Source organism: Afipia sp. OHSU_II-C1 (assembly GCF_000497575.1).
Classification (GTDB): Bacteria; Pseudomonadota; Alphaproteobacteria; order Rhizobiales; family Xanthobacteraceae; genus Afipia.
The window spans coordinates 199,156-218,349 of record NZ_APJI01000010.1 but is presented as its reverse complement, the minus strand read 5'-3'; the positions used below and the strand labels follow the sequence as shown (position 1 = coordinate 218,349).

The 19,194-nt window shown below is 62.3% G+C and carries 17 protein-coding genes; 11 read left to right on the top strand and 6 right to left on the bottom strand.

Features of this window, described 5'->3' with window-relative positions; all coding sequences use genetic code 11:
• Nucleotides 1-28: 28 nt before the first annotated feature.
• Together I554_RS27575 and I554_RS0110590 are read right to left on the bottom strand one after the other, a co-directional pair.
• On the bottom strand, nucleotides 29-562 hold the full coding sequence (locus I554_RS27575; RefSeq protein WP_244432736.1) for a thermonuclease family protein: 534 nt from the start codon (nucleotides 560-562) through the stop codon (nucleotides 29-31).
• A gap of 134 nt (nucleotides 563-696) precedes the next feature.
• The gene (locus I554_RS0110590; RefSeq protein WP_024576836.1) at nucleotides 697-921 is read right to left on the bottom strand and encodes a DUF1674 domain-containing protein; all 225 of its coding nucleotides are present in this window, start codon (nucleotides 919-921) and stop codon (nucleotides 697-699) included.
• Between the two features lie 252 nt (nucleotides 922-1,173).
• Here I554_RS0110590 and I554_RS0110585 point away from each other — a divergent pair, with 252 nt between their 5' ends.
• The 3 genes from I554_RS0110585 to purH all read left to right on the top strand — a co-directional run bounded on the left by I554_RS0110585 (nucleotide 1,174) and on the right by purH (nucleotide 6,278).
• Nucleotides 1,174-2,523: an RsmB/NOP family class I SAM-dependent RNA methyltransferase gene (locus I554_RS0110585; RefSeq protein WP_024576835.1), complete on the top strand. Its 1,350-nt coding sequence runs from the start codon at nucleotides 1,174-1,176 to the stop codon at nucleotides 2,521-2,523.
• Nucleotides 2,524-2,790: 267 nt separating this feature from the next.
• On the top strand, nucleotides 2,791-4,545 hold the full coding sequence (locus I554_RS0110580; RefSeq protein ID WP_024576834.1) for a heparinase II/III family protein: 1,755 nt from the start codon (nucleotides 2,791-2,793) through the stop codon (nucleotides 4,543-4,545).
• Between the two features lie 140 nt (nucleotides 4,546-4,685).
• On the top strand, nucleotides 4,686-6,278 hold the full coding sequence (purH, locus tag I554_RS0110575; RefSeq protein WP_024576833.1) for a bifunctional phosphoribosylaminoimidazolecarboxamide formyltransferase/IMP cyclohydrolase: 1,593 nt from the start codon (nucleotides 4,686-4,688) through the stop codon (nucleotides 6,276-6,278).
• On the opposite strand, the gene I554_RS0110570 is transcribed toward purH, so the two are convergent.
• Complete coding sequence (locus I554_RS0110570) at nucleotides 6,275-7,690, bottom strand: MFS transporter (protein WP_024576832.1); 1,416 nt, start codon at nucleotides 7,688-7,690, stop codon at nucleotides 6,275-6,277. The genes purH and I554_RS0110570 overlap by 4 nt on opposite strands.
• A gap of 147 nt (nucleotides 7,691-7,837) precedes the next feature.
• On the opposite strand from I554_RS0110570, the gene ggt reads away from it, so the two are divergent.
• The 4 genes from ggt to I554_RS0110545 all read left to right on the top strand — a co-directional run bounded on the left by ggt (nucleotide 7,838) and on the right by I554_RS0110545 (nucleotide 13,194).
• Nucleotides 7,838-9,583, top strand: a complete 1,746-nt coding sequence (gene ggt / locus I554_RS0110560; RefSeq protein WP_024576831.1) for a gamma-glutamyltransferase — start codon at nucleotides 7,838-7,840, stop codon at nucleotides 9,581-9,583.
• A 144-nt stretch (nucleotides 9,584-9,727) separates the two neighbouring features.
• Nucleotides 9,728-11,026 carry an MFS transporter gene (locus I554_RS0110555; RefSeq protein ID WP_024576830.1) on the top strand — a complete coding sequence of 433 codons (1,299 nt, stop codon included), beginning with the start codon at nucleotides 9,728-9,730 and terminating at the stop codon, nucleotides 11,024-11,026.
• Nucleotides 11,027-11,265: 239 nt separating this feature from the next.
• Complete coding sequence (locus I554_RS0110550; RefSeq protein WP_051358587.1) at nucleotides 11,266-12,300, top strand: amino acid ABC transporter substrate-binding protein; 1,035 nt, start codon at nucleotides 11,266-11,268, stop codon at nucleotides 12,298-12,300.
• Nucleotides 12,301-12,327: 27 nt separating this feature from the next.
• The gene (locus I554_RS0110545) at nucleotides 12,328-13,194 is read left to right on the top strand and encodes a L,D-transpeptidase (protein WP_081710761.1); all 867 of its coding nucleotides are present in this window, start codon (nucleotides 12,328-12,330) and stop codon (nucleotides 13,192-13,194) included.
• Between the two features lie 37 nt (nucleotides 13,195-13,231).
• Here the strand turns inward: I554_RS0110545 and I554_RS0110540 are convergent, their stop codons facing one another.
• A complete protein-coding gene (locus tag I554_RS0110540) occupies nucleotides 13,232-13,909 on the bottom strand; it encodes a nitroreductase (protein ID WP_024576828.1) in 678 nt (225 codons plus the stop codon).
• 157 nt (nucleotides 13,910-14,066) lie between these two features.
• Here I554_RS0110540 and I554_RS0110535 point away from each other — a divergent pair, with 157 nt between their 5' ends.
• Nucleotides 14,067-14,963 (top strand): amidohydrolase family protein, encoded by an 897-nt coding sequence (locus I554_RS0110535; RefSeq protein ID WP_024576827.1) that lies wholly within the window; start codon nucleotides 14,067-14,069, stop codon nucleotides 14,961-14,963.
• Here I554_RS0110535 and I554_RS0110530 read toward each other — a convergent pair.
• Nucleotides 14,960-15,625, bottom strand: coding sequence for a glutathione S-transferase (locus I554_RS0110530; protein WP_024576826.1), 666 nt, complete (start codon nucleotides 15,623-15,625; stop codon nucleotides 14,960-14,962). The genes I554_RS0110535 and I554_RS0110530 overlap by 4 nt on opposite strands.
• A 142-nt stretch (nucleotides 15,626-15,767) precedes the next feature.
• Here I554_RS0110530 and I554_RS0110525 point away from each other — a divergent pair, with 142 nt between their 5' ends.
• Nucleotides 15,768-16,367: a DUF2239 family protein gene (locus I554_RS0110525; RefSeq protein WP_024576825.1), complete on the top strand. Its 600-nt coding sequence runs from the start codon at nucleotides 15,768-15,770 to the stop codon at nucleotides 16,365-16,367.
• A 10-nt stretch (nucleotides 16,368-16,377) separates the two neighbouring features.
• Here the strand turns inward: I554_RS0110525 and I554_RS0110520 are convergent, their stop codons facing one another.
• Nucleotides 16,378-16,875, bottom strand: a complete 498-nt coding sequence (locus I554_RS0110520) for a helix-turn-helix domain-containing protein (RefSeq protein ID WP_024576824.1) — start codon at nucleotides 16,873-16,875, stop codon at nucleotides 16,378-16,380.
• Nucleotides 16,876-17,102: 227 nt separating this feature from the next.
• Between I554_RS0110520 and I554_RS0110515 the strand changes: the two genes are divergently transcribed.
• Together I554_RS0110515 and I554_RS0110510 are read left to right on the top strand one after the other, a co-directional pair.
• Nucleotides 17,103-18,314: an ABC transporter substrate-binding protein gene (locus I554_RS0110515; RefSeq protein ID WP_024576823.1), complete on the top strand. Its 1,212-nt coding sequence runs from the start codon at nucleotides 17,103-17,105 to the stop codon at nucleotides 18,312-18,314.
• 71 nt (nucleotides 18,315-18,385) lie between these two features.
• Nucleotides 18,386-19,123 carry an SDR family oxidoreductase gene (locus I554_RS0110510; RefSeq protein ID WP_024576822.1) on the top strand — a complete coding sequence of 246 codons (738 nt, stop codon included), beginning with the start codon at nucleotides 18,386-18,388 and terminating at the stop codon, nucleotides 19,121-19,123.
• The last annotated feature ends 71 nt before the right edge of the window (nucleotides 19,124-19,194 follow it).

The window sequence follows — 19,194 nt, the reverse complement described above, 5'->3', positions numbered from 1 at the left end:
AACTGGAAACTCTTACCAGAGCCAGTTCTTATCTGGCGGATAGCCAACACCAGCCGCCGCGCTTGCCGCCCTGGTATGGACGCGCATGGCCCGATGCGAGCAATGCACCGGAAACGTTCGGCGTTCGACGCGTCGCGGCATCGGCGACGACGCGTCCGTTGTATTTGTCGGGACCGATATTGAAGATCGCAACATCGCCGTCGGCAAGCAGCGCACGCAGCGCTTCGCTCGACGCTTCCGCCATCCGGAATTCTTCCGCGCAGGCGCCTTTCATTTCCGGCGCATCGATGCCGCGAAGCCGGACCCGTGTCGTCATTTCCAGTCCGGGCCACAGATGAACGCGCGCCTCGAATGTGTCGCCGTCGACCACGCGCACCACCTCGACGGAATGACGCACGCCCGGATTGCCGTCACGGCTCCATGTCTGAGGTGCGGGCTGTTGGGCCCGGCTCGATGCTGAAGGATTCGCGGACGCGGTGGAGGAGCGCGCCCCGGGCAAATGATCCTTGAGCGGAACCACAGTTCCAGTTGCGATGCCGGCGACAAAAATCAGGCCAAGCAGCCAGGGCGGTGAACCGTGGTACGGATGCCGGGGTACCCGATGAAGTGACCGATCTAGGAACATATGCCTAGAATAGGATCAAAAGACCCCTGCCCGCAAGCGCGGAACCGGCGCATCCGTAGTCGTGCGTACGGTCAGAAATCCGAACAAAGCCCCTTGTGCTCCCAATCCCCGTATCGGGTCGGCTCCAGCCCTTTGGGGCCCTGAACCTCTTTTGCGAGAGCGGTGTTGTCCTGCGCGGCTCTGGATCGCCGCTCTTCGGCTTCCGCAAGCGCCCGCTGCGCCTGCGGGGACAACGGTTTACGCGGCACGACCGTGCCTGCGACGGCCGGTTCGGAATGGGTTGAATCTTGGGTCATGGCTGACACTCCCGGTGGTCAGAGCCAAAGTCAATCTAGACCGGCAACGCGTCCGATCAAGACCCTGTGGCCGATGCAGTCTGACGCAGGCGAGCCATCTGTCCGTGAACCAGCTCACATTTTCCAAAGATGTTTCAGACAAGGCGATTCAGAAACGGACCAATTCTTACATTTGGCATATTCCGATGGCACGACGTCATGTCCGGTTCGACATTTGTCGCGTTTCTCCTCCCAGCGAATGTTTTTTCACGCATGAAGCCTTCGAGATTTGTCCCGCCCACCGAGGTGCCCGGCCTCGCAGCGCGCAGGATCGCGGCCGATATTCTCGACGGTGTGCTGCACAAGCATCGCATGCTCGACGATCAGCTCGACGGTCCGGGTGCGCATCCCGGACTGAAAACGCTGGCGGATCGCGATCGCGCGCTGATGCGCCGGCTGGTTGCGACGATTCTGCGGCGGCTCGGCACGCTCGGCCACGTCCTGTCGCGGCTGCTCGATCGCGGCATTCCGAGCGATGCGCCGCGTGCGCAGAGCGCATTGCTGATCGGCGCGGCACAGATCCTGTGGATGGACGTTCCCGATCACGCCGCCGTCGATCTGTCGGTGCGCCTTGTGCAGGCGGACCGGCGAGCGGCGAAATATGCCGGTCTCGTCAACGCCGTGCTCCGGCGCTGTGCGCGTGAAGGCCAGCCGCTGATCGACGAAGTCAAATCGCAGATGCTCGATCTGCCGCCATGGCTGGTCGCGCGCTGGATCGCGGCTTACGGCGAAGACGCGACCCGCGCAATGGCTGCCGCAATCAGCGTCGAACCTGCGCTGGATCTCACAGTCAAGTCCGATCCCGATGGCTGGGCGACGCGGTTGCATGGCGAGCCGCTCGCGACCGGCACCGTGCGCACATTGCTGCATGGCTCCGTCACCATGCTTCCCGGGTTCAACGAAGGCCAGTGGTGGGTGCAGGATGCCGCCGCCGCGATCCCGGCCCGGCTGTTCGGTGACGTTAAAGACAAGGCCATCGCCGATCTGTGCGCGGCGCCCGGCGGCAAGACCGCGCAACTGGTCCATGCCGGCGCACGGGTCACGGCGGTCGACCGCTCGCCGAACCGCATCGCGCGCCTGCGCGAAAATCTGGCGCGGCTCTCTCTCGAGGCAGGCACCGCAGTGGCTGACGCGATCGAATGGCAGCCGCCGGCAGGCGAACTGTTCGACGGCGTACTGATCGATGCACCGTGTGCTGCGACCGGAACGATCCGGCGTCATCCCGATGTCGCATGGCTGAAACAGGAAACCGACATCGGCGCGCTGGCCGCCGTGCAGAAACGCATGCTGCAAAAAGCGGCTACATTGCTCAAGCCCGGTGGAACTCTGGTCTACTGCACCTGCTCGCTTGAGCCCGAGGAAGGCGAACAGGCGATCGCAAGCGTCCTTGCGGCCGAATCAGGCCTGCGCCGCGCGCCTGTCAGCCGCGATGAAGTGGCCGGGCTGGACGAGGTTCTCACACCGGACGGCGATATCCGCACCCTGCCCTCGCATCTCGCCCATGCCGATTCGCGACTCGGCGGTCTCGATGGATTCTACGCCGCCCGTCTCATCAAATCCTGAGTCGAATACCGACCCGCATGTGATTCGCGGCAACCGCCAAACGCTCGTGATCCACATGCCCGGGTCAATGGGCTTCCCCGGGGTTGCGTCGGGGGTGCCTTACAGGCATTTCCGGACTACAAAGAGTCGCGGAGATTCCCTCACGGTATGGCGTGCTCGTCGCCGGCGTGAGTTTCGGGGGAGGAATGCTCCGTTTTGTGGGGAACGATCGCGTTCGGCAACGGGCCTTTAACCCGGCCACCGGCGTGATTCAGGACAAGGGCGCACGTGGCGGTCGCTTACCGACGACGCATCTCGTCTCTTTTGCTTGGCCGCGCCGCGCGGAACGTACTCGCACGCGCCAGCGGCAAGTCTGTCGCGCTGTCGCGCTTCTGGCCGGGCCGCACCGATCGGCTGCTGATCGCACCGAATGATCTTCGCACCGTGGATGCCACCCGCGCGTCGGAAATCTATGCCGGACGTTTCGTCTTCGCCGGAAAGATCGTCACCTCGCACGGCCGGTCGATCTTCGAACTCGATCCGCCGTCGGAAGACTGGGAAGCCAATCTGCTCGGCTTTGGCTGGCTGCGCCATCTGCGCGCCGCAGATTCCGCCATCACCCGCGCCAATGCGCGCGCCCTGATCGACGACTGGATTTCAAAGCCGATCCGCAAACGCGGCGCGGGCTGGCGCGCCGACGTGCTGGCGCGGCGCGTAATTTCGCTGCTCTCGCAGGCGCCGCTGGTGCTGAACGACGCCGACGGGAAATTCTATCGCCGTTTCCTGCGCAGTCTGACCCGCGAGATCCGCTATCTGCGCTACACGATGGTGGATATTCCCGACGGCGTGCCGCGTCTCCAGGTGCTGATCGCGCTATGTTACGCATCGCTGTGCCTCGCCAATCAGGCCAAGCATATCCGCACCTCCTCGCGCAAACTGTCGGACGAACTGCAGCGGCAATTGCTCCCCGACGGCGGGCACATTTCGCGCAATCCCGGCGCATTGATCGAACTGCTGCCCGATCTGCTGCCGCTGCGCCAGACGTTCGCCGCCCGCAACATCGCGCCGCCTCCGGCATTGCTGAACGCCATCGACCGCATGATGCCGATGCTGCGCTTCTTCCGCCACGGCGACGGCAGCTTCGCGCTGTTCAACGGCATGAGCAGCGCGCCGTCCGGCCTGCTCGCGACATTGCTGGCCTATGACGACACTCACGGCATTCCGATGTCGAATATGCCGCATTCGGGCTTCCAGCGCCTCGATGCCGGCAACACCGCCGTCATCATGGACACCGGCGCACCACCGCCACCGGCAGTGAGCCGCGACGCCCATGCGGGCTGCCTGTCGTTCGAACTGTCGTCCGGCACAGGCCGCATCGTGGTGAATTGCGGCATTCCTTCAACCGGCCGCGACAACTGGCGCGCCTTCGCGCGCTCAACCGCTGCGCATTCGACCCTGACCTGCCACGAGACGTCGTCGTGCCAGTTCATTGAACTTCCGGCGATGAAGCGGATGCTGCAGGGCGCGCCGATCGTCAGCGGGCCATCCAATGTCGGCGTGTTTCGCGAGGCCGCGAACGACGGCGTCCAGTTGACCGCAACCCATGACGCCTATGCACGGCAGTTCGGCGTCGTGCATCAGCGCAGTCTGACGCTGTCCAACGACGGCAGCCGACTCGAGGGCGAGGACACGCTGCTGAACGCATCCGGTTCCTCGACGCGCAACAAGCCCGACGATTACGTACTGCGGTTTCATCTGCATCCGGCGGTGAAGGCCAGCCGCCTGTCCGATGCCCGCGGCGTGATGCTCGTCCTGCCCAACCGCGACGTGTGGACGTTCGAGGCGGTGAACGACAAGGTCGACCTTGAAGACAGCGTCTTCCTGGCAGGCTCCGACGGGCCGCGCCGCACCGCCCAGATCGTGATCCGGCAGAATCGGAAGGACTCGCCGACCATCCGCTGGAGCTTCACCCGCTCCTCCGCCTCGGCAGCGGTGACCAGTGCCCGCCGCGACGCCAGGCGCGAGCCGGAACTGCCGCTGTAGGCGCACGTCCCCGCCGCGAGCCCGGAACGGATCGAAAAAGCGGCAAAAATCGTTGCGAAAAGTGCGTGGATTGGTGGTTTTGCCGGGCGAAAAACCATGCTACCCGGCGAGCAACACCTATCCGAACCAGGATGCACCTTATGGCTGACCACCCGCGCCGCATTGCGCGCGCACTCCTCTCCGTTTCCGACAAATCCGGGCTGATCGAATTCGCCCGCGCGCTCGCCGGTCACGGCATCGAACTGGTCTCCACCGGCGGCACCGCCAAGGCCATTGCGGATGCCGGCCTCAAGGTGCGGGACGTGTCGGACCTGACCGGTTTCCCCGAGATGATGGATGGCCGGGTGAAGACACTGCACCCGAACGTGCACGGCGGATTGCTGGCGATCCGCGACAACGCCGATCACGCCCGCAGCATGAAGGAACACGGCATCGCGCCGATCGATCTTCTGGTGGTCAACCTCTATCCGTTCGAAGCGACGGTGGACAAAGGTGCGTCCGAGGACGACTGCATCGAGAACATCGACATCGGCGGCCCGGCGATGATCCGCGCGGCGGCGAAGAATCATCACGATGTCGCCGTCGTCGTTGAGGCGTCCGACTATCAGGCGGTGCTGGATGAACTCGCCGCCAACCAGGGCGCAACCACGCTCACCCTGCGCAAAAAACTTGCGCAGAAGGCCTATGCACGAACCGCCGCTTACGACGCGGCGATCTCGAACTGGTTCGCCGATCAGCTCAAGATCGATGCGCCTGATTTCCGCGCTTTCGGCGGCAAGCTGATCCAGGCGCTGCGCTATGGCGAGAACCCGCATCAGCAGGCATCGTTCTACAAGACTCCCGACCGCCGCTTCGGCGTCGCCACCGCGCGCCAGCTTCAGGGCAAGGAGCTGTCCTACAACAACATCAACGACACCGATGCGGCCTATGAGGCCATCGCCGAGTTCGATGCGAAGCGCACCGCAGCCTGCGTCATCGTCAAGCACGCCAATCCCTGCGGCGTCGCCGAGGGCAAGGACCTTGCCGAAGCCTATCGCAAGGCGCTGGCCTGCGACTCGACATCGGCCTATGGCGGCATCATTGCGTTCAATCGCACGCTCGACGCCGACGCGGCCAATGCCGTCGCAGGAATCTTCACGGAGGTGATCATCGCGCCGGATGCGACGGATGAAGCCATCGCCATTATCGGCAAGCGCAAGAACCTGCGCCTGCTGCTGGCCGGCGGCCTGCCCGATCCGCGCGCCGCGGGACTGACCACGAAGACGGTCGCGGGCGGCCTTCTGGTGCAGACGCGCGACAATGCGGTGGTCGATGATATGACTTTCAAGACCGTCACCAAGCGCGCACCGACCGATGCCGAACTGAACGATCTGCGCTTCGCCTTCCGTGTCGCCAAGCACGTCAAGTCAAACACCATCATTTACGCAAAGAATCTCGCCACCGTCGGCATCGGCGCCGGGCAGATGAGCCGGGTGGATTCGGCCCGCATCGCCGCTCGCAAGGCGGAAGATGCCGCGAAGGAGCTTGGGCTCGCAGCACCCATGACCAAGGGGTCGGTGGTGGCATCCGACGCCTTCTTCCCGTTCGCGGACGGCTTGCTGGTCGCAATCGAGGCCGGCGCAACGGCTGTGGTTCAGCCCGGCGGCTCAATGCGTGACAACGAAGTAATCGAGGCCGCCGATGCCCATGGCATTGCCATGGTCTTCACTGGCACGAGGCACTTCAAGCACTAAGCCGGAAGCGCGCGAACCGACTGGGCCTTCACCCGCATCAGAAGGGCGAGGCCGCCGGCGAAAAACAGCACCAGAACGGCCATTCCGGCCTTCTGGCTGTCGGCCACGTCCGTCACGATACCGATCAGCAGCGGTCCGAAGAACGACGTGACTTTCCCTGTCAGGGCAAACAGTCCGAAGCATTGCGTGATGCGATCTTTCGGTGCGAGCCTGATCAGCATGGTGCGCGACGCCGCCTGCATCGGGCCTGCCGCAAGGCCGATCAGGAATCCGAGCGCGAGATAGGCTTTTTCAGCGGGTGCTGCGAACAACGGCCCGTTCGGCACCGGCGGCGTCACCGGAATGAAGAAGATCGCATCGCGATCGATCAGCAGTATTCCGACAATCGCGCCGAGAAGAATCAGCAGGCTGCCCGCGACAACTGTTTTCGGCCCTAATTTGTCATCAAGCCGGCCGCCGAGCCACGCACCGATGGTGCCGGAGATCGCCAGCAGAATGCCGAAGGTGCCGATCTGGATCGTGTTCCAGCCGAAGGTCCCTGCGGCATAGATGCCGCCGAACGCGAACAGCGACACGAGGCCGTCCATGTAGATCATGTTCGCGATCAGAAACGCGAGCATGGATGGTGTTTTCGGTAATCGCGCCAGCGTCTCGCGCAGTTCACGCAGGCCTTCGCGCACAGCACCGCGCGCAGGCGCTTTCGCCGCGTGGTCAGGCGTGAACAGAAACATCGGCAGTACGAAGATCATGAACCAGACCGCGGTCAGCGGCCCGGTGAGCCGGTCGCCCTGAAACGTTGCGGGATCGAGACCGAAGATCGGCGTGAGACCGAACAGCGTTTTGCCGGTGACCGGATTTGCAGCCATGAAGCCGAGCACGAGGATCAAACTGAGAATTCCGCCAATATAGCCGGTGGCCCATCCGGTGCCTGACAATCGCCCGATGCGCTCCGGCGGGACCAGTGTCGGCATCATCGCGTTGTTGAACACCGTTGCGAATTCGACGCCGACGGTCGCGATCCCGTAAGCGATCAGCAACGGCACGATGATCGCCGGATCGCCGGGTTTGCCGATCCACATCAGCGACGAACCGATCACGAGAAGCGTACCGAATGCCGCGATCCAGGGCTTGCGGCGACCGCCGGCATCGGCGATTGCGCCAAGCACCGGCGACAGCATCGCGATGACGAGGCCCGCAGCGGCGGTCGCATATCCCCAACTCGCCTGTCCCGTGACCGGATCGGATGCGACACGCGAGGCAAAGTACGGCGCGAATACGAACGTGGTGATCAGGGTGAAATAAGGCTGCGCGGCCCAGTCGAACAAAATCCAGCCGAAAACCGCCGAACGCGGCGGATAAGTCTGCGGCGACACGTTTGCGTGACTGTTATGCGCCGGAAGAGCTTGAGCCATTATCGAATTTCCTGCCGAATCAACGCGGACATTGTCCGTCGTCGCCGCAAAACCATATAGTGCAGCGGTTCAATTGCCATCGCGTTTTTACCCAGTGTCCTGAATTCGAAGTTCGCTTCGTCGAGACGCGGTTTGCCGGAGAAGCCCATGAGCCTGTTTACCATGTGCCGCGCGCTCGTCTTCTCAATGGGCGCAGCCTGCCTGCTGATTGCACCCACCGTCGCACAGGATTCCAGACACGGATATTACACACCGCCTGCGATCGAAGCCGTTCGCCCGGTTACCGCAAAAAACGGCATGGTGGTTGCGCAGGAGCGCATCGCGGCGGGAATCGGCCGTGACGTTCTGGCGCGCGGCGGCAACGCGGTCGATGCCGCTGTCGCCACCGGATTCGCCATGGCCGTCACTTACCCGCGCGCGGGAAATATTGGCGGCGGCGGCTTCATGATGATTCACTTGGCAAACGGCAACGAAGATATCGCCATCGACTATCGTGAGAGCGCGCCGGCCGCAGCCACGCGCGACATGTTTCTGGGAGACGACGGCAAGCCCGACACCAAGAAGTCGCGCGATCAGGCGCTCGGCATTGGGGTGCCTGGCACCGTCGCGGGACTTGCGCTGGCGCTGGAAAAATATGGCTCCGGAAAATTCAGGCTCGCGGATCTGATCGCACCGGCCATCCCACTGGCGCGCGACGGGTTCGTGATCGCCGACGACACCGCCGACACGCTGCCAGACTGGCATCGGCGGCTCGCGAAATGGCCGTCGAGCACAAAAATCTTTTCTCGCGCCGATGGCACGTCGCTCCAACCGGGCGATCGTTTGGTGCAAAGGGATCTTGCGACCACGCTGGAAGCGATTGCCGCTCAAGGCACGAGCGGCTTCTACGACGGACCGGTTGCCGAAAAGCTGGCCGCAGGCATTCAGGCCGCAGGCGGCATCATCACGCGCGACGACCTGAAAACCTATCAACCGATCGTCCGCGCGCCGGTGCGCGGCACCTATCGCGGCTTCGACGTTGTATCCATGCCGCTGCCGTCGTCCGGCGGCACGGTGCTGATCGAAACGCTGAACATCCTCGAGGGTTACAGGCTGCGCGAGATGGGTGCGGGTTCGATCGATGCGCTGCACGTCTCCATTGAAGCCATGAAGCGCGCCTATGCCGATCGCGCGCGCTATCTCGGCGATCCGGCTTTCGTCAATGCGCCGACGTTCCAGTTGATCGGAAAGGACTACGCCGCCAAGCAGCGCGCCACCATCGATCTTGCGAAGGCAACGCCCTGGAGCGAAGCGACGGCGGCGGCACCTCGCGAAGGCAGCAACACCACACACTATTCCGTGGTCGACAAGGACGGCAACGCCGTCAGCAACACCTACACGCTGAATTTCAGCTACGGCGTCGGTCTCGTTGCAGACGGCACCGGCGTCCTGCTCAACAACGAGCTGGACGATTTCACCGCAGCTCCCGGCGCATCGAATGCGTACGGCCTCGTCGGTTTCGAGGCCAACCTGCCCGGCCCGGGCAAGCGGCCTTTGTCCTCGATGTCACCGACCATCGTTCTCAAGGACAGCAAGCCGGTGCTGGTGACGGGCTCGCCCGGCGGCAGCCGGATCATCTCGGCGGTGCTTCAGGTGATCCTCAATTCCATCGACTTCGAGATGAACGTCGCCTCGGCCGTATCGGCCCCACGGCTGCATCATCAATGGCTGCCCGACGAGGTCCGCGTCGAGCGCGGATTCCCCGAGGCGACACTTGCTGCGTTGCGTGAGCGTGGGCATCGCGTGATTGAACCGCTCGGACAGACCTCGGCCAACTCGATCGCCGTCACGCCCGATGGGCTGCTCGGCGCACCCGATCCGCGCACACGCGGAGCAGAAGCTGCCGGCTATTAGAGACATTCAGACTGCTTTTCCTCATTTGCCTGATGACAGGTAAAATGATCCGCGTAGAATTTGCCGCACAACAAAGAGTTTGAAGTCCCGTGCGTTGCGGCAAGCGCAGGGCACTAAACACGGCCGCGGATCTGGGGAGTATCCATGACGAACGTTCAGCCGTCAGGCGCGATTGAAGTCGCGCCCATCGAAGACACCAGCCTTCTTGCCTTCTACCGCGACATGAACACGCCGGAGCGGCGCACATTCTGGGCCTGCGCCTCGGGCTGGGCACTCGACGGCATGGATTTCATGATCTACCCGCTCGTCATCGGCACCATCATCACGATGTGGAAGGTTGATCCGGGCACAGCAGGTCTGGCCGGGACGGTCACGCTGCTGGCATCCGCCGTCGGCGGCTGGCTCGCCGGATATCTCTGCGACCGCATCGGCCGCGTGAAGACGCTGCAGATCACCATCATCTGGTTTTCGTTCTTCTCGCTGGTTTGCGCGTTCGTGCAGAACTTCGACCAGCTTCTGGTCGCGCGCGCCCTGCTCGGCCTCGGCTTCGGCGGCGAATGGGCCGCGGGCGCGGTGCTGATGGGCGAAGCGATCCGTCCGCAGTATCGCGGCCGCGCCGTGGGCTCGGTACAGTCCGGCTGGGCCGTCGGCTGGGGTCTCGCCGTGCTGTCGCAGGCTGTTCTGTTCTCCTATCTGCCGGCGGAAGTCGCATGGCGCTGGATGTTCGCGATCGGCGCCTTGCCCGCGCTGCTGGTGTTCTTTCTGCGCCGCTACGTGGAAGAACCCAAGGTCGCCGCTGAAACACTGGCGAAACAGAAGGTTTCCGGCGACCGCCCGGCACTCTGGGAAATTTTCTCAGGCCCCATCGCAAAGACCACGATCCTTGCCTCACTGGCAGCGACCGGCTGTCAGGGCGGCTACTACGCCATCACCTTCTGGGTGCCGCGCTTTCTCACCACCGAACGCAAGCTCTCGATTGTCAGCTCCACCGGGTATCTCGCGGCGCTGATCATCGGCTCGTTCGTCGGCTATCTGGTCGGCGCCTGGCTCGCCGACCGCATCGGACGGCGCAATCTGTTTCTGACCTTCTCGCTTGGCGCGATGGCCGTCGTTCTCGCCTATACTCAATTGCCGCTGACCAATGAGGTGCTGTGGCTGCTGGGTTTCCCCCTCGGCTTCTTCGCTTCGGGATACTTCTCCGGCATGGGCGCGTTCCTGACGGAGCTGTTCCCGACACGGCTGCGCGGCTCGGGGCAAGGCTTCTGCTACAACTTCGGACGAGGCATCGGCGCGCTGTTTCCGTTCCTTGTCGGCTGGCTGTCCACATCGACATCGCTCGGAAATGCGATCTGCATTTTCGCGGTGCTAGCCTATGGGCTGTTCTTTCTGGCCGCGTTCGCCCTGCCGGAAACCCGCGGTAGAATTCTTCACGCCGACGCCTGATCCGACCGGCTCGACAGCAAGGAAGGCCCCGGCATGTCCGGGGCCTCAGGCGTTGTCAGGGCCGCACCATCCCGATCCGGCCGGTTTTCTTCAAACTGTAATGGTTGCAGTGAGAATGGTTCTCCGGAACAGTAGCGACGGATGCCCCGGCAACGTCACCGGTATTCCGGCGATGCTACCCTGCTGAGGCGTCCAGACCAAGAAACGGCACACCGTCCCAACTGATCAAAAGGACCCAAATGCTTTCTCGCTTCAAGATTCGCTCTAAAGTTCTGAGCCTTCTTGTTTTGGCCGGTTCTTTGGTGCCTGTGTATTGCGCTCACGCTCAGACATTGAAGTCGGTCAAGGACCGGGGGACGCTGAATTGCGGGGTCAGTCAAGGCCTGCTCGGCTTTTCAAGCAAGGATGACAAGGATGCATGGTCCGGCTTTGACGTCGATTTTTGCCGTGCCGTGGCCGCCGCCATTTTCGATGATCCTGCGAAGGTAACCTTCGTCCCCCTCGATACGGCGTCTCGTTTTACCGCCCTCCAGAAGAATGAAATCGACGTGCTGTCGCGCGGCACGACCTGGACGCTGTCCCGGGAAGGTTCGCTCGGCGTGATGTTTGCCGCCGTCGCGTATTATGACGGTCAGGGCTTTCTCCTGCGCAGGGACGCCAAGATCGATACCGCACTGGAGCTTGGCGGGAAAACCGTTTGCACCCTGGGCGGCACGACGACGGAGATGAATCTGGCAGACTACTTCCGGGCCAACACCATGGACCTGAAGGCGCTGACATTTCCGACCTCCGACGAGGCCTTGAAAGCCTATGACGACCGCAAGTGCGATGTCCTGACAAGCGATGTCTCGCAGCTCTATGCCCAGCGTCTCAAGCTCTCGTCACCTGACAGTCACATCATCCTGCCCGAGGTGATTTCGAAGGAGCCGCTTGGGCCGGCCGTGCGCCAGGGCGACGATCAGTGGTTCAATCTGATCAAGTGGACGCTTTACTCCCTGATCAACGCTGAGGAACTCGGTGTTAAGTCGAAGTCGATTGACGATGCGATGAAGTCGCCGCAGCCCGACATCCGCAGGCTGGTCGGCACCGAAGGCGAATTCGGCGAGCAGCTGGGACTGACCAAGGACTGGACCGTTCGCGCTGTCCGGGCTGTCGGCAACTACGGCGAGATTTATGAAAGGAACGTGGGGACGCAGTCCAGACTCAGCATTCCACGCGGTCTGAACGCGCTTTGGACGCAGGGTGGAATCCAGTACGCGCCTCCGGTCAGATAGTTCTCAGATAGTTCATGGAGTGAGATCATGAACGTGGATTACTTCGCGTTGTTGTCAAAAGCCGTCGCGGGGAAGAATGCAGCGGCGCGCGACAGGATTTACGACGATGCACGCGCCCTCATCGAGAGATCCAACCTGGCACCCCAAGCCGCGGCGTCTCACGTCGCTGCGCTTGAGGATGCGGTCCGGCGCATCGAAAGCGATATCGCTGACGAATTCAGTGAAGAGCAATCTTCGGCAGCAGTCAGAACGCTGTCGCCGGGCGTGAACTGGGGCCGCATGGCTCTCATCGCGGGCGGAATCGTTGCCGTCATCGGCTTGTCCGTTTTCGCCTACGACTACATGGCAAGCAAGAAGCCCCGCGCCGCGACGGCACACGGCAGCACGAATACCGTCATGGCGGATCTGAACCCCGGCGTCGATGGCGGCTCTTCGGCTGTGGACCTGCCTTTCGCATTTCAGCGTCAGGTCGTGTTTTACCGGACCACCATCATTCCCGGATCCATCGTTGTCGACCGGGAAAACCGCTTCCTCTATCTCATCGACTCAAACAATTCGGCTCGTCGCTACGGCATCGGAATCGCACAGGAGTGCCTGAAATCGGGAACACTCTATCGCGTCACGAACAAACTCGAATGGCCCGAATGGACACCCTCAAGCGCCAGCGTCGCAAAGGATGTCGCGGCGCTCCGCCCGATGGCCGGCGGCCCCGGAAATCCCTTTGGCGCCCGCGCACTTGTCACCGACAGGCCGAGCCTTCTCATTCACGGAACGAACTCGCCCAAAACCATCGGACATCTCGTCTCGTCCGGGTGCATTCGGCTCGTGAACGATGACGTTGAGGACCTCTATCGCCGCGTCTCGCTGGAGGCCCGGGTTATCTTCGTCAGCTAACAATCTCCGAGGCTGGCAAGGTGCAACTCATCGGAGACTAGTTGTCGAAACCCACGAACACCGTGGCTTCTTCCACTGACTTTCGCTCAGACACCACCGCATTCGCCGGGAAAGTTTCATCCGGCCACCCCAGTGCGATGCTTTTCATGATGACCTGATCGTCGGCTATGCCGGCATGTTCACGCACAACGGGCGACTGCATGATGCCCTGACTGTTGATCACCGCGCCAAGTCCGCGAGACCAGGCGGCATTGACCAGAGCGGTCGCCACGGCGCCGCAATCGAAGGGCGTATCGTCGCTGCCGTCCAGAATGCGGTCATACGTCACGATGATGCACACAGGCGCATCGAATTGACGGAAGCCGCGCAGAACCCAGTCCTGGCGCATGTCCTTGTCATCGCGCGCGATCCCCATTGCGGAGAACAGTTGCTTGGCAACGCCAACCTGCCTGTCGCGGTGTGGGCCGGTAAAAGCCTGACCCGTGCGGAACTCGCGCGACTGCGGCACGCCTGCCACCATCCGTTCCGTATTTCCGGCACGGATTCGATTCAGCGGTTCGCCGGTGATGACGTAAAAATTCCAGGGCTGAGTATTCATCGATGATGGGGCGCGCATCGCCAAACCGATGATTTCCTCGATCAGCGCTTTTGGCACGGGATCCGGTTTGTACCCGCGGATGCTGCGGCGGCCGAGAATAACGTCATCAAACTTCATTGGTCTGGAATTCCTTTGGATGATACCTGAGGTTGGCTGGATATTTGCGGTTCGTCGGCCTTCGTGCAAGACGGGAGGCGTCAACAGGCAGGCCGTATGTTCGCTTTTTTGCGCAAGGCAGATCTGCCGATGCCGAGATCTCCGAGGGGAGGCCGATATGCAAGCGAAAGACCGTGATGCCGAAGCTCGGCCATGTCCGGGCCCTCCGCCGGAGCAGCGCACCAGTTCTCGTTTTCAAGTCCCCCGCGGTGCTGTCGATACTCACGCGCACGTCATCGGTCTTCCGCCAGACTATCCGTTCGTCGCAGCGCGCAGCTACACGCCGCCGGAAGCCACCGCGCGCGATTACATCGCGATGCTGGATGCCACCGGCATGACCTACGGCGTACTCACGCAGGTCAGCGTGCACGGCACCGACAATCGCCTGATGGTGGATACGCTGCGCGCGCACCGGCAGCGCCTGCGCGGCATCGCGGTGATTCCGCTGGACTGTCCCGAGAAGGACCGTGCCGCACTGAAGGACGCCGGCGTGGTCGGCTTGCGCATCAATGTGCTGTACGGTGGCGGCATCGGCTTCGAACAGGTCGAGAGCTATGCATCCTTGTGCCGCGAGATGGGCTGGCACCTGCAATTCCTCGTCGATGCACGGCAGTTGCCGGAGCTTGCGCCGCGCCTGTCGAAATTGCCGGTGCCATTCCTGATCGATCACATGGGACACTTTCCGACAACCCGCGGGATCGAGGACGAAGGATTCCGGACGCTGGTGTCGCTGGTGCGCGACGGCGCATGGGTGCGATTGTCGGGCGCCTATCGCAACACCGTCGAGGGTCCGCCCTATCGCGACACGACTCCGTTCGCGCATAATCTTGTGGCTGCCGCGCCCGACCGCTGTGTCTGGGGATCGGACTGGCCGCATGTCGCCAACTGGGGTGTGATGATGGGCGTGTCGGATCTGCTCGATCTCCTGGCGGATTGGGTGCCGGACAGCAATCTGCGCAACCGCATTCTGGTCGATAATCCGCAGCGGCTGTTTGGATTTCCGGCGGCGACCTAGCGCCCGATCTGATACGGCCCGCCTTTTTCCAGAGCACGCTTGTAGGCCGGACGCGCGTGGATGCGTTGCAGCCATGCCCATGCCTTCGGCGAACTCTCATCAAGACCCGCGCGTGCGGAAGCGGCTTCCAGCGGAAAGCTCATCTGGATGTCGGCGGCGGTGAAATCATTGCCCGCGAACCATTCGCTCTTGCCGAGTTCGCCTTCCCAGAACGCGATGTGCTGCTTGAGCTGCGGGTTGACCAGCGTGTTGAGCATCTTGCCGAACACCGGCATCAGCAGCGGCCGCATCAATGCCGGCGCGCGCCTCGGTGCCAGCGTGAACAGCAGCTTCTGCAACAGCAACGGCATTGCCGAGCCTTCGGCGTAATGCAGCCAGTAGGTATAGCGCAGCCGCTCCGGCGTTTTCGGCGGCGGGATCAGGCGGCCATTGCCATAGGTATCGATGATGTATTCGACGATCGCGCCGGACTCCGCGATGGTGTTGCCGTTGTCGGTGATGACCGGCGACTTTCCCAGCGGATGGATCGCACGCAGCTCCTTCGGCGCCAGCATCGACGGCTGGCGCTGATAGCGCACGATTTCATACGGCACCTCGAGTTCTTCCAGCAGCCAGAGCACGCGCTGCGAGCGGGAGTTATTCAGGTGATGAACTGTGAGCATGAGGCGCCGGTCATGGTTCGTTGCGGGGCATCAGTGGTGACAGCCTGTTTCCGGAAAGTCGAGATGGAATTTTACCCGGGTATATTGACAGGTCATTTTTACCCGGGTAAATACTCCAGCCAACGAGTCTTGAGGACAAGCCATGCATCCCCTTCCCGCCGTCATGATCGCCTTTGAGGGCAACCGATGCCTTGGTCTGGGCGACCCTCAGCTTGTCGCAGCAAAAGCCAAACAGGCTCTGGAGAAGAATGGCGATGCACGCCTTTTGATTTTCGACGCAGCGACCAGCCAGCCCGCCGAGATCGATCTGCGCGGATCGCTTGCCGAAGTGCAGAAGCGTGTCGCGCGCCGCACGCCTGCTCAGGACGATGAAGCGGCAGAGGAAGCTGCGCCGCGCGGACCGGGCCGGCCCAGGCTTGGGGTCGTCGCACGCGAAATCACCTTGTTGCCGCGGCACTGGGAATGGCTGTCGCTCCAGCCGGGCGGCGCGTCGGTCGCGATCCGCAAACTCGTCGAGGAAGCGCGGCGAGCGAATGCGGCCAAGGATCGCGCGCGCGAGGGGCAGGAATCGCTGCACCGATTCATGACGGCGATGGCCGGGGACCAGCCGCGTTATGAAGACGCGCTACGCGCGGTCTATGCGGGCGACCAGCCACGCTTCGATATCGCGATTTCCAGATGGCCCGCCGATGTGCGCGATCATGTCAGACGGCTGGCGGCCATCGCATTCGAGACCGCGTAGCAACCTCGTATCAATCGAGGATCTGCTGTTCGATCGATGGCAATGCGAGCTTTGACTGGTCAGCGCCTGGTCCCGGATGCACGTGCACTTCCTTTGCGGAGAGCGGCTCGTTGCAGACCGAGCACGTCATCACCGGATCGAAGTGGTGACCGCAGCTCTTGTGCTGATGAAGCACTGGCCGTCCGCGTTCGTCCGTCATGTGAACATCACCCCAATGGACGATCGCCATCATGATCGGATGCAGTTCAAGGCCCTTCTGCGTCAGGATGTACTCGTAACGCTTCGGGCGCTCCTGATAGACGACGCGGCGAAGAACGCCCTGACGTACGAGCTTCCTGAGACGCTCGGCCAGCAGGTGCCGCGTGATGCCGAGCCGCGACTGAAATTCATCGAACCGCCGGATGCGGCGGAAACAATCGCGCAAAATCAACAGCGTCCAGCGGTCGCCGATAACGGAGACCGTGCGCGCTACCGAACAGGCCTCGTCTTCAAGGGATTCCCACTTCATACCGCATCTCCGCGATGATCGGTCGTCCATTCTGATTTGATATTTACTATACCTCTATCGTGGATGGATTTGAAGCCCGGTGTTTGTGCATCGCAGCACATTGCGTCAGCTCACTTCTCATTGACAGTTCTATATTAGAACTCTATTGGTCGAAGCAAGAGAGGTCCGGATCAGAACCGGCACGGCGCTTCAAACAGCGAAAAATCAGACCAAAGGGAGACGAACCGATGCTGAGGAGAACCGCACTCAAGGCCACCGTGGCGGCCCTGTTGCTTGCCGGGCTGTCCGCTCCAGTCGCAGCAGCCGACGCGCCAGGGGTGACGGCAACCGAGATCAAGGTCGGAGCAGTCTTTCCCTTCAGCGGCCCGGCCTCGGCGCTGGGCGCGGTCGGAAAGGCGCTGATTGCCTATGTCAACGTCCTCAACGAACAGGGCGGCGTGAACGGGCGCAAGATCAATCTGATCGCGATGGACGATTCCTACAGCCCGCCGAAAGCTGTCGAGCACACCCGCAAGCTGGTGGAATCCGACGAAGTCGCCTTCATGTTCTCGACTCTTGGAACGCCGAGCAATCTGGCCATCGCGAAGTATCTCGCCGCAAAGAAAATTCCGCAGGCCTTCATCGTCACCGGCGCGACGCGTTTCACGGATTACAATGAATACCCGATGATCACCACAGGGCTGCCGAGCTACGACACCGAGTCGCGGGCCTATGCGCGTTATCTCGCCAAGGAAATGCCTAACGCCAAGATCGCCATCCTTTACCAGAACGACGATCTGGGTAAGGACTTCATCGCGGGCTTCAAATCCGAACTGAAAGAGGCTTTCGACAGCAAGGTCGTGACCTCGAGCTATGAAGTCAGCCAGCCCACCATCGATTCGCAGATCGTGTCGCTGAAGAGCACCGGCGCGACTGTGATGCTGTTCGCAGGCACACCGAAATTCGCGGCGCAGGCGATCCGCAAGACTCACGAATCCGGCTGGAAGCCGCTGTTCATCACCAACCTGATCTCGAGTTCGATCGCCGCGGTCCTTGCGCCCGCAGGCCTCGATATCTCAACCGGCGTGATGACCGCGACCTATCGCAAGGATCCGGACGATCCGAAATGGGCCGGCGACAAGGGCGTCCAGATGTACCGCGCGTTCATGGAAAAGAACATGCCGGGCGCGGATCTGGCCGACAGCAACTACTTCACCGGCCTGCACCAGGGCGTGATTCTGGAAGCAGTGCTCAAGCAGTGCGGCAATGATCTGTCGCGCGAGAACATCCTCAAGCAGACCCGCAACATCAAGGGGCTTGCACTGCCGATGTCGCTGCCCGGAATCGTCGTCAACACCAGCGCCACCAACAACAAGATGTACACCCAGCTCAATCTTCAGCGATGGAACGGCAAGGCGTGGGATCTGGTCGGCGGCCTGATCAACGACGACGCGAAGTGATAATCTGAATGGCGCGGCAGAGCCTGCCGCACCGCGACAACAGCAAACCCTCTGTTAACAGGAGACGGACCTTGGCCAAGAGAAATGCGACCGTGGCGGTCATCGGCGCCGGCGACTATATCGGCGCCGAGATTGCGAAGAAGTTTGCCTCTGAAGGCTTCACGGTATTCGCCGGCCGCCGTAACGGCGACAAGCTTGCACCGCTGGTGAAGGAAATCGAGGCCGCAGGCGGAGAGATCCACGCCCGCTCGCTCGATGCGCGCAAGGAAGAGGAGATCGTCTCCTTCATTACCGACGCCGACAAGCACGCGCCGCTCGAAGTCTGCATCTTCAACATCGGCGCCAACGTCAACTTCCCGATCCTCGACACCACCGAACGTGTGTTCCGCAAGGTCTGGGAGATGGCGTGCTACTCCGGATTTCTGGCCGGACGCGAAGCAGCGCGGGTCATGCTGCCGCGCGGCAAGGGCAACATCTTCTTCACCGGAGCGACCGCGAGCCTTCGTGGCGGATCCGGCTACGCGGCCTTTGCCAGCGCCAAATTCGGCCTGCGCGCCGTGGCGCAAGCGACCGCGCGCGAACTCGGACCGCAGAACATCCACGTCGCTCACCTCATCATCGATTCCGGCGTGAATACCGAATGGGTCCGTCAGCGGCGCATCGAGGCCAATGGTCCCGGCGCACTGGACGATCCCAATCTGTTGATGCCGCCGTCGTCGGTCGCGGAATCCTACTGGCTGCTCTACCAGCAGCCGCGCAGCGCCTGGACGTTCGAACTCGAAATCCGTCCGTTCGGCGAGAAATGGTAAGTGCATAGCTGCCGAGCATCACGCCGGCGTGAGCCCTGCTTGCGCCGGCGCTGTCATTTGAGCAAGGTTCG

What these genes read in the sequence shown, in the direction of transcription:
- I554_RS0110590 (WP_024576836.1), bottom strand. Translation starts at nt 921, where the DNA reads ATGACCCAAGATTCAACCCATTCCGAACCGGCCGTCGCAGGCACGGTC.
- I554_RS0110585 (WP_024576835.1), top strand. Translation starts at nt 1,174, where the DNA reads ATGAAGCCTTCGAGATTTGTCCCGCCCACCGAGGTGCCCGGCCTCGCA.
- purH (WP_024576833.1), top strand. Translation starts at nt 4,686, where the DNA reads ATGGCTGACCACCCGCGCCGCATTGCGCGCGCACTCCTCTCCGTTTCC.
- I554_RS0110570 (WP_024576832.1), bottom strand. Translation starts at nt 7,690, where the DNA reads ATGGCTCAAGCTCTTCCGGCGCATAACAGTCACGCAAACGTGTCGCCG.
- ggt (WP_024576831.1), top strand. Translation starts at nt 7,838, where the DNA reads ATGAGCCTGTTTACCATGTGCCGCGCGCTCGTCTTCTCAATGGGCGCA.
- I554_RS0110555 (WP_024576830.1), top strand. Translation starts at nt 9,728, where the DNA reads ATGACGAACGTTCAGCCGTCAGGCGCGATTGAAGTCGCGCCCATCGAA.
- I554_RS0110550 (WP_051358587.1), top strand. Translation starts at nt 11,266, where the DNA reads ATGCTTTCTCGCTTCAAGATTCGCTCTAAAGTTCTGAGCCTTCTTGTT.
- I554_RS0110545 (WP_081710761.1), top strand. Translation starts at nt 12,328, where the DNA reads ATGAACGTGGATTACTTCGCGTTGTTGTCAAAAGCCGTCGCGGGGAAG.
- I554_RS0110540 (WP_024576828.1), bottom strand. Translation starts at nt 13,909, where the DNA reads ATGAAGTTTGATGACGTTATTCTCGGCCGCCGCAGCATCCGCGGGTAC.
- I554_RS0110535 (WP_024576827.1), top strand. Translation starts at nt 14,067, where the DNA reads ATGCAAGCGAAAGACCGTGATGCCGAAGCTCGGCCATGTCCGGGCCCT.
- I554_RS0110530 (WP_024576826.1), bottom strand. Translation starts at nt 15,625, where the DNA reads ATGCTCACAGTTCATCACCTGAATAACTCCCGCTCGCAGCGCGTGCTC.
- I554_RS0110525 (WP_024576825.1), top strand. Translation starts at nt 15,768, where the DNA reads ATGCATCCCCTTCCCGCCGTCATGATCGCCTTTGAGGGCAACCGATGC.
- I554_RS0110520 (WP_024576824.1), bottom strand. Translation starts at nt 16,875, where the DNA reads ATGAAGTGGGAATCCCTTGAAGACGAGGCCTGTTCGGTAGCGCGCACG.
- I554_RS0110515 (WP_024576823.1), top strand. Translation starts at nt 17,103, where the DNA reads ATGCTGAGGAGAACCGCACTCAAGGCCACCGTGGCGGCCCTGTTGCTT.